Consider the following 9359-nt stretch of genomic DNA (forward strand, 5'->3'; position numbering starts at 1 on the left):
GTTGGGGGGTATGAAAAGGGCCGTTGTGCAACGGCCCGGGGTGGGGTTTTCGGTGGTGTCGCCTCAGCCGAGCAGCAGCGCGTCGTCGGCGAGCTTTTCGCCGCGCACTTTCTCAAACATCTGCAGCAGGTCGGGCACGTCCATGCGCTGGCGTTCTTCGCCCGACACGTCGAGCACCACCTGGCCCTGGTGCAGCATCACGGTGCGCTGGCCTACGTCGAGGGCCTGGCGCATGCTGTGCGTGACCATCATGGTGGTGAGCTGGTTCTCGGCCACGATGCGCGCGGTGAGCTGCAGCACGAAGTCGGCGGTGCGCGGGTCCAGCGCGGCGGTGTGCTCGTCGAGCAGCAGGATGCGCGAGGGCTGCAGCGCGGCCATGAGCAGGCTCACGGCCTGGCGCTGGCCGCCCGAGAGCAGGCCGATACGGTCGGTGAGGCGGTTTTCCAGCCCCAGGCCGAGCGTGGCCAGACGCTCGCGGAACATGGCGCGCTCCGCCTGCTTGACGGCGCCGCGCAGGCCGCGGCGCGTGCCACGTTGCTGGGCCAGGGCCATGTTCTCCTCGATGGTCAGGTCCTCGCAGGTGCCGGCCATGGGGTCCTGGAACACCCGCGCCACGCGCTCGGCGCGCTCCCACACGGGGCGGCGCGTGACGTCCAGGCCGTCGATGGCGATGCGGCCGGTGTCCACGCCCAGGTCGCCCGAGATGGCGTTGAGGAAGGTGGACTTGCCCGCGCCGTTGGAGCCGATGACGGTGACGAACTGGCCCGCCGGGATTTCCAGCGACATGCCGCGCAGCGCGCGCGTCTCGATGGGGGTGCCGGGGTTGAAGGTGATGAAAAGGTCTTGTGCGCTCAGCATGGGGTGTTCTCCTGGACGCATCAGGCCTTGCGGCTGGCGAGCTTGCGCTTGAGCTGCGGAATCACCAGCGCCACGGTCACCAGCAGGGCGGTGACCAGGTTCAGATCCTGTGCCTTGAGGCCGATGAAGTCGCTGTTGAGCGCGGCAGCGATGAAGAAGCGGTAGACGATGGCGCCCACGATCACGGCCAGCGTGGCGTAGACGATGCGGCGCGAGGGCAGGATGCTCTCGCCCACGATCACGGCGGCCAGGCCGATGACGATGGTGCCGATGCCCATGGAGATGTCGGAGCCGCCCTGTGTCTGTGCGAACAGGGCGCCGGCCAGGCCGACGAGGGCGTTGGAGATCGCCATGCCCAGCAACACCATGGCGCCGGTATTGATGCCCTGGGCGCGGGCCATGCGGGCGTTGGAGCCCGTCGAGCGGATGGCCAGGCCACGCTCGGTGGCAAAGAACCAGTCAAGCAGCAGCTTGGCGGCGATGACCACTACCAGCAGGATCAGCGGGCGTGCCCAGTAGTCGTCCAGCCCCGGCGGCTGCAGCAGGGTGAACAGCGTGGGGTCGTTGATCAGCGGCACGTTGGGCCCGCCCATGACGCGCAGGTTGATGGAGTACAGTGCAATCATCATCAAGATCGAGGCCAGCAGGTCCATGATCTTGAGCTTCACGTTGAGCCAGCCCGTGACCAAGCCCGCCACGGCCCCGGCGGCGGTAGCGGCCAGTGTGGCCAGCCAGGGGTTGGTGCCAGTCGAGATAAGGATGGCGCAGACGGCACCGCCGAGGGGGAAGCTGCCGTCCACCGTCAGGTCGGGAAAGCGCAGCAGGCGGAACGAGATGTAAACGCCCAGTGCCACCAGGCTGAAGATCAGGCCGATCTCGACGGCGCCGAGCAGAGAGAAAAGGGACATGGGGCGGGGCGGAGGTCAGGGGGAACAAAAACGAAGCAGGAGCCCCAAAGGGCTCCTGCACGCGATGGCCGAAGGGCCGTATTGTTACTGAAAACTTACTGAATGACCTGCGCGGCCGACTTGACCAGCGTGTCCGACAGTTTGACGCCCTGCTTCTCCGCAGCGCCAGGGTTCACGAACAGCTCCATCTTGGTGCTGAGTTCGGGCTTGATGTCGCCGGGCTTCTCGCCCTTGAGGATGCGCGCCACCATGCGGCCGGTCTGCTCGCCCAGGTCGCGGTAGTTGATGCCCAGGGCAGCGATGGCGCCGCGCTTGACGCTGTCTGTGTCCGAGGCCACCAGCGGGATCTTGGCGTCCTGGCCGACCTTGACCAGCGACTCGTAGGCCGAGACCACGTTGTTGTCGGTGTTGGTGTAAATCACGTCCACCTTGCCGATCAGGCTGCGTGCGGCGCTGCTCACGTCGACGGAGCGCGGAGCGGCAGCTTCCACCAGGGTCATGCCCAGCTTGGGCAGGAGCTTTTCGAGTTCCTTGACCACGACGACGGAGTTGGCTTCGCCGGGGTTGTAGACCATGCCCACGCGCTTGGCGTTGGGCACGACCTGCTTGACCAGTTCCATCTGCTTGTCCAGCGCCAGCATGTCGGACACGCCGGTCACGTTGTTCTTGCTCGGCTCCCAGCTGGCCACGAGCTTGGCGGCCACGGGGTCGGTCACGGCGGAGAACACCACGGGCACGCTCTTGGTGGCGGCCACCACGGCCTGGGCCGAGGGCGTGGCGATGGCGACGATGGCGTCAGGCTTGTCGCCGACGAACTTGCGCGCGATCTGCGCGGCCGTGCCGGTGTTGCCCTGGGCGCTTTGGTATTGCCACTTCAGGTTCTTGCCCGATTCGAAGCCGGCTTCCTTGAGGGCGGCCTGCACGCCGTCACGCACCGAGTCGAGGGCAGGGTGTTCCACGATGGCCGTCACTGCCACGGACTTTTCCTGTGCGCTTGCGGGTGCGACTGCGGCCACGGCCAAAGCCAGGGCACCCATGGTCATCCACGGCAATTTCTTCATTTGCATCTCCATCCGTCCTTCTCGTTGCGTGTTGATAGGGTGGCATGCCGCTGGGAGGAGGCGCGGCGCCGGGGGCCAAGTTTACGCCGTGGCCGGGGTCTTTGGTGGGTTGGCGTCCAAAGCGGGTGCAAAGCACGCGCCATGGGCGCCACCAGCTATCGTTTTTGCGTCCGCGAAGACGCCCAGGTGTTGGAAAAGACCGACACCACGGGGTGGACGGCGGTGCTAACTTTGCGCCCCTCATCCCGACCCACCCGGAGCCAGCATGCCCAAGACCCTGATCGAACCCTTCCGTATCAAGAGCGTGGAACCCATCCGCATGACTACCCGTGCCGAGCGCATGCGGCTGCTGGAAGAGGCCAAGCTCAACGTCTTCAAGCTGCGCGCTGAAGACGTGCTGATCGACTGGCTGACCGATTCAGGCACCGGCGCTATGTCCTCCAAGCAATGGGGTGCGATCATGGAAGGCGACGAAAGCTACGCTGGCGCACGCAGCTTCTACCGCCTGGAAAAAGTCATCCAGGACATCACTGGCATGCCGTACTTCGTGCCCACGCACCAGGGCCGCGCGGCCGAGAAGGTGCTGTTTGGCGCCACCTGCAAGGCGGGCGATCTGGTGCCCAACAACTGCCACTTCGACACCACGCGCGGCAACCTCGAAGTCATGGGCGTGGAAGCCGTGGACCTGGTGATCCCCGAGGGCCTGCAGCCCGCGCTGGACTACCCTTTCAAGGGCAACATCGACCTGGCGCGCGTGGAAGCCGTACTCAAGGAGCAGGGCCATCGCATTCCGTTCGGCATGATCACGGTGACCAACAACACGGGCGGCGGCCAGCCGGTGTCAATGGCCAACATCCGCGCCTACGCCGCCTTGCTCAAAAAATACGGCAAGCCCTTCATCATGGACGTGTGCCGCTTCTCCGAGAACGCCATGTTTATCAAGATGCGCGAGCCAGGCTACGAGAACACGCCGATCAAGGACATCGTGAAGGAAATGTTCTCCTACGCCGACGGCGCCACCATGAGCGCCAAGAAGGACGGCATGGTCAACATCGGCGGCTTCATCGTGCTGCGCAGCGAGGAATGGCTGGACGCGGTGCGCAACGGCCTGATCATGATGGAAGGCTTTCCCACCTACGGCGGCATGGCCGGGCGCGACCTGGAAGCCCTGGCCGTGGGCCTGGAGGAAGGCATGGAGGAAGACTACCTGCGCTACCGCCTGCGCACTGCCGAGTACCTGGGCGAGCGCCTGGAGGCGGCGGGCGTGGGCTTTGTCAAGCCCACCGGCGGCCACGCGGTCTACATTGACGCCAAGACCGTGCTGCCGAACATGCCGGTGTCGCAGTACCCGGCCTGGGCGCTGTGCAATGCGCTGTACCTGGAAGGCGGCATCCGGGGCGTGGAGATTGGTTCGGTCATGTTTGGCAAGCGCCTTGACGATGGCACCGAGACCTACCACAGCATGGAGCTGGTGCGCCTGGCCTTCCCGCGCCGCATGTACACGCAGAGCCACTTCGACTACGCGGCCGAGGTGATCGCCGAGGTGAAGGAGAAGGCCGCTAGCATCCGCGGCGTGAAGATCACCAAGCAGCCTAAGTTCCTGCGCCACTTCACCTGTGAATGCGATTGGGCATAAAAAAAGGCGCTGGCCCTTGATGGGCCAGCGCCAGCAGCTATTGAATCAGTAGCTTAAAGCGCAGGTTTACATGCCCGCATAGTTAGGCCCGCCGCCGCCCTCGGGCGTGACCCAGACGATGTTCTGCGTCGGGTCCTTGATGTCGCAGGTCTTGCAGTGCACGCAGTTCTGCGCATTGATCTGCAGCCGGTCGGTGTTGTCATCGTTCTTCACGAACTCGTACACCCCGGCCGGGCAGTAGCGCGCCTCGGGCCCGGCGTACTTCGCCAGGTTGACATTCACCGGCACGCTGGCGTTCTTGAGCGTCAGGTGCGCGGGCTGGTTTTCTTCGTGGTTGGTGTTGCTGATGAACACGCTGGAGAGCCGGTCGAAGGTCAGCTTGCCATCGGGCTTGGGGTACTCGATGGGTTTGCACTCCGCTGCGGGCTTGAGGTAGGCATGGTCGGGCTTGTCGCGGTGCAGCGTCCAGGGAATGTGCCCGCGCAGTACGAACTGCTCGAAGCCATTCATCAGCGTGCCCACTGTCAGGCCGTGCTTGAACCAGTTCTTGAAGTTGCGGTCCTTGTTCAGCTCGGTGTGCAGCCAGCTGGCCTCGAAGGCCTTGGGGTAATCGGCCAGCTCGTCATGCTGGCGCCCTGCGACCACCGCGTGGTACGCCGCCTCGCCCGCCAGGGCGCCGGTCTTGATCGCGGCATGGCTGCCCTTGATGCGGCTGACGTTCAGGAACCCGGCGTCGCAGCCCACCAGCGCGCCGCCCGGGAACACCGTTTTGGGCAGCGAATTGATACCGCTGGCATTGATCGCACGCGCGCCGTAGGACAGGCGCTTGGCCGTGACCTCGCCCTTTTCGTTTTCGAAGTACCAGCGGATGTTGGGGTGCGTCTTCCAGCGCTGGAACTCTTCGAACGGGCTCAGGTAGGGGTTGGTGTAGCCCAGGCCGGTGACAAAGCCCAGCGCTACCTTGTTGCCGTCCAGGTGGTACAGGAAAGCGCCGCCATAGGTTTTGCTGTCCATGGGCCAGCCGGCGGTGTGCATGACGAAGCCCGGCTGGTGGCGCGAGGGATCAATCTCCCACAGCTCCTTGATGCCGATGCCGAAACTCTGCGGGTCGCGCCCTTCGTCGAGCCGGTAGCGCGCGATGACCTGCTTGCCCAGGTGGCCGCGCGCGCCCTCGGCGAAGATCGTGTACTTGCCCAGCAATTCCATACCGAGCTGGAAATTCCCGGTCGGCTCGCCGTCCTTGCCCAGGCCCAGGTTGCCGGTTGCCACGCCCTTGACGGAGCCATCGTCGTTGTAGAGCACCTCGGCGGCGGCGAAGCCCGGGAAAATTTCCACGCCCAGGCCCTCGGCCTGCTCGGCCAGCCACTTGGTCACGTCGCCCAGGCGCACGATGAAATTGCCGTGGTTGTGCGCGAAGGGCGGCAGGAACATGTTGGGCACGCGAAACGACGACGTCTCGCCCAGGAAGACATAGGCATCGTCGGTCACCGGCTGGTGCAGCGGCGCGCCGCGTTCCTTCCAGTCGGGGAACAGCTCGGTCAGTGCCTGCGGGTCCATGATGGCGCCCGAGAGGATGTGCGCGCCCGGCTCAGAGCCTTTCTCCAGCACGACGACCGAGACATCCTGGCCCTTCTCGGCCGCCAGTTGCTTGATGCGGATGGCCGTGGCCAAGCCTGCGGGGCCCCCGCCCACGACCACCACGTCGTATTCCATGGACTCGCGCGGGCCGTAGGTGCTGAGGATTTCTTCGTTGGTCATGAACGTCTCGTCGGGCGATTAATAATTGAACGATTTTGCGGGAGCAGGGCCTGCTGCACAGTCCTGCGCGTGACCGATTGTATTTTCATGTGATGAAAAACAATCGAACGACCGTTCTATTTTATCGTGAGGAGTCCCTAAATGGCCTACTGCCTTGATCTTTCCGGCCGCATCGCGCTGGTCACCGGCGCGTCCGGTGGCCTGGGTGCGCAGTTTGCATGCACGTTGGCGCGTGCCGGGGCCGCCGTGGTGCTGGCCAGCCGCCGCATGGAGCGCCTCAAGGATTTGCGCGCACGCATCGAGGGCGAGGGGGGCGACGCCCATGTGGTTGAACTGGACGTGACCGACATCGACTCCATCCGCGCCGCCGTGGCCCATGCCGAGACCGAAATGGGCTCGATCGACATCCTGGTGAATAACTCCGGCGTCTCGACCACGCAGCGCCTGCTGGACGTGCGCGAGGAGGACTACGACTTCATCTTCGACACGAACACCAAGGGGGCCTTTTTCGTGGCCCAGGAAGTGGCGCGGCGCATGATAGCGCGCTCGCGCGGTGCGGCACCAGGCAGCTTCACGGGCGGGCGCATCATCAACGTGGCTTCGATGGCAGGCTTGAAAGTGCTCCCGCAGATTGGCGCCTACTGCATGAGCAAGGCCGCCGTGGTGCACATGACGCGCGCCATGGCGCTGGAGTGGGGGCGCTACGGCATCAACGTGAATGCGCTGTGCCCGGGCTACATCGATACCGAGATCAACCACCACCATTGGCAGACCGAACAGGGGCAGAAACTCGTTTCGATGCTGCCGCGCAAGCGCGTGGGGCAGCCGCAGGATTTGGATGCGCTGATTGTCATGCTGGCGAGCGACCAGAGCCATTTCATCAATGGCTCGGTCATTGCGGCGGATGACGGCTTTGCCCTGTGAGCCCTGCGAGCGTGGTATTCAGCTGATAAAAAGAGAGACAAACGGGGTTTTCCGCAATGAGAATCGAGATTCCCGAGCGCAAGAAGCTCGTGTATGAAATGCGTTTTGCCGTCCGTTGGGGCGAAATGGACGCCATGGGCCATGTGAACAACACGGTGTATTTCCGCTACCTGGAAAATGCACGCATTGCGTGGATGGAAGCCATTGGCTGCCATCCCGATCCGCGCGGCGAGGGGCTGGTGATCGTGAATGCGTTTTGCAATTTCTACCGCCAGCTGGAGTTTCCCTCCGAGGTGCTGCTCAAGCTCTACGTGAGCGATCCCGGCCGCACCACGTTCGACACCTGGGGCACCATGGAGCGGCTGGACCAGCCCGGCGAAATCTGCGCCGCGGGTGGGGCCACCATGATCTGGGTCGATTTCCCGCAGCAAAAGGCCAAGACGCTGCCCGATTGGATGCGGGCCCTGGTAACGATGGATTGAAATTTGAATGAAATACGGCTTCAGCGCTTATTAGGAAAGCGCTGGCAGCTATCAATTCAGTAGTTCATTGGCATGACACACACAGCATAGCCCCGCATTCATCCCTGGCCGCTTCCCCCAGATTAATCGTCGTTTCGTGAGCGGCCCCGCGCTCCGTCCGGTTTCACGGGTTGCCAGGATGCTGGCGACCTTCCATTTGCTTTCCAATGACTGATCTGCTTCTCCCTCCCCCTCTTCATTCAGCCCCTCGCTTCCGCGATGTCGAACCGCAAACCCCCTTCTTCCACGACTGCGACTTCTATCACACCACCACGCTGCCTTCGGGCGAGGTGGTCCGCGGCCAGTGGGATTTGCGCGACAACGTGCAGGCCTATCTGGGCGGGGTCGAGTTTGCGGGCAAATCGGTGCTGGAAATCGGCCCAGCCAGCGGCTTCCTGAGCTATCACATGGAGCACCGTGGCGCCCGGGTCACGGCGATCGAGCCGTCGCTGGAGCGACTGTGGGATTGTGTGCCGATGCCCGGCATCGATTTCGACGCTTGGCATCAGGCCTTTTTCGCGTCGATACAGCGGGTTCGCAACTCTTTCTGGTACCTGCATCGCCAATACGGTTCGAGCGTCCGGGTGGTGGAGACCGACCCGGAAACCCTGCCCGTGGAAGTGGGCGAGTTCGATGTCGGCGTGTTCGCATCGGTGCTGCTGCATTGCCGTAGTCCGTTCTCGGTCCTCGAAGGCTGCTTGGCGCAGGTGCGCGAGACCGTGATCGTCACCGATCTTCATGACAGCGCAATGGACGGCCAGCCGGTATGCCGTCTGCTGCCCGACGTACGGCACAAACAGATCGACACCTGGTGGGCCCTGTCGCCGGACTTCGTTGTGCAGGCGCTGGGAGTGCTGGGCTTTGGTAATGCCCGGGTCACCACGCACCACCAGAAACGGGATATCGACGGGCAGATGATTCCGTTGTTCACCGTTGTCGCCACCCGGAACGTGCCTATGCCGCCACCGCGCAAGGTTACGGTGCGCAACGAGGCCAGCGCCGCCCCCAAGCCCCAGCCGGCTATGCCGAGCCCGGTATCCCTGGCCCGCTCGGTTATCACCCAGCGGCCTTTGCCGCCGGCCCCGCCCGCGCAGTTGCAGCTACAGCCGCAGCCTGGCCCGGGCAGTCCGGATCCGTTGCGGGGGCTGCTGGCGGCGACGTGGGATGGTCTGTTGGGCGTACCCCAGCGGCTGGGACGACCTAGCGGCTGGTGGGGCCACGTGCCCTTTGGGAACCTCTCACAACCCCATGATTGACGGATCCGAATAGGCACGATTGGACGCCAGCCCGTTTTAAATGCGCGATGAGGCCTTACGGCGGTCTGCACCTCGTGCATTGAGGGGCCTTGCAGCCCCGATGGCTCAGGCTTTCGCCGTTTGCAGGCGCACCTGTGCCTTGGTGGTCGCCGGTTTGAAGAACGCATCCACGCCTCGCTCAAGGAACGAGGCCAGGCGCTTCAAGTTGTAGCAGGCAGCCATCATCGTCATCGCCACCGTGGCGCGCGCCTGCCCGATCGTGCGCACGAACTTGCCGCCCATGTGCCGGATGCCGGCAAACGCATGTTCGACCCGGGCACGCTTGCTGGCAATGCGCTGGTTGCGCCGCTTCTGGCACTCGCTCAGGGGCTGGCCCGGCTGGGCCCGGCGCTGCATCGCGTCCACGAAGCCCAGCACTTGCAGCATCTGCCGACGCT

Annotated in this window: 9 protein-coding genes; 4 read left to right on the forward strand and 5 right to left on the reverse strand. The window is 64.2% G+C overall.

Features of this window, described 5'->3' with window-relative positions; all coding sequences use genetic code 11:
- Positions 1-63 precede the first annotated feature (63 nt).
- The 3 genes from BN2503_RS15285 to BN2503_RS15295 form a co-directional block, all read right to left on the reverse strand.
- Positions 64-858, reverse strand: coding sequence for an ABC transporter ATP-binding protein (locus BN2503_RS15285; protein WP_054257501.1), 795 nt, complete (start codon positions 856-858; stop codon positions 64-66).
- 20 nt (positions 859-878) lie between these two features.
- Positions 879-1766, reverse strand: a complete 888-nt coding sequence (locus BN2503_RS15290) for an ABC transporter permease (RefSeq protein WP_054257502.1) — start codon at positions 1764-1766, stop codon at positions 879-881.
- A 95-nt stretch (positions 1767-1861) separates the two neighbouring features.
- Complete coding sequence (locus BN2503_RS15295; protein WP_411914300.1) at positions 1862-2833, reverse strand: ABC transporter substrate-binding protein; 972 nt, start codon at positions 2831-2833, stop codon at positions 1862-1864.
- A 259-nt stretch (positions 2834-3092) separates the two neighbouring features.
- On the opposite strand from BN2503_RS15295, the gene BN2503_RS15300 reads away from it, so the two are divergent.
- A complete protein-coding gene (locus tag BN2503_RS15300; protein WP_054257503.1) occupies positions 3093-4463 on the forward strand; it encodes a tryptophanase in 1371 nt (456 codons plus the stop codon).
- Between the two features lie 66 nt (positions 4464-4529).
- On the opposite strand, the gene BN2503_RS15305 is transcribed toward BN2503_RS15300, so the two are convergent.
- Entirely contained in the window at positions 4530-6221 is a 1692-nt protein-coding gene (locus tag BN2503_RS15305) for an electron transfer flavoprotein-ubiquinone oxidoreductase (protein WP_054257504.1), read from the reverse strand.
- 141 nt (positions 6222-6362) lie between these two features.
- Here BN2503_RS15305 and BN2503_RS15310 point away from each other — a divergent pair, with 141 nt between their 5' ends.
- The 3 genes from BN2503_RS15310 (at position 6363) to BN2503_RS15320 (ending at position 8922) form a co-directional block, all read left to right on the forward strand.
- Entirely contained in the window at positions 6363-7145 is a 783-nt protein-coding gene (locus tag BN2503_RS15310; RefSeq protein WP_054257505.1) for an SDR family oxidoreductase, read from the forward strand.
- A gap of 56 nt (positions 7146-7201) precedes the next feature.
- On the forward strand, positions 7202-7627 hold the full coding sequence (locus BN2503_RS15315; protein WP_054257506.1) for an acyl-CoA thioesterase: 426 nt from the start codon (positions 7202-7204) through the stop codon (positions 7625-7627).
- Positions 7628-7833: 206 nt separating this feature from the next.
- Positions 7834-8922 carry a class I SAM-dependent methyltransferase gene (locus BN2503_RS15320; RefSeq protein ID WP_054257507.1) on the forward strand — a complete coding sequence of 363 codons (1089 nt, stop codon included), beginning with the start codon at positions 7834-7836 and terminating at the stop codon, positions 8920-8922.
- 105 nt (positions 8923-9027) lie between these two features.
- Here BN2503_RS15320 and BN2503_RS15325 read toward each other — a convergent pair.
- The coding region (locus tag BN2503_RS15325; RefSeq protein WP_148639761.1) for a transposase at positions 9028-9359 on the reverse strand (332 nt) is incomplete at its 5' end.

The organism is Paenacidovorax caeni, from assembly GCF_001298675.1.
GTDB lineage: Bacteria > Pseudomonadota > Gammaproteobacteria > Burkholderiales > Burkholderiaceae_C > Paenacidovorax > Paenacidovorax caeni.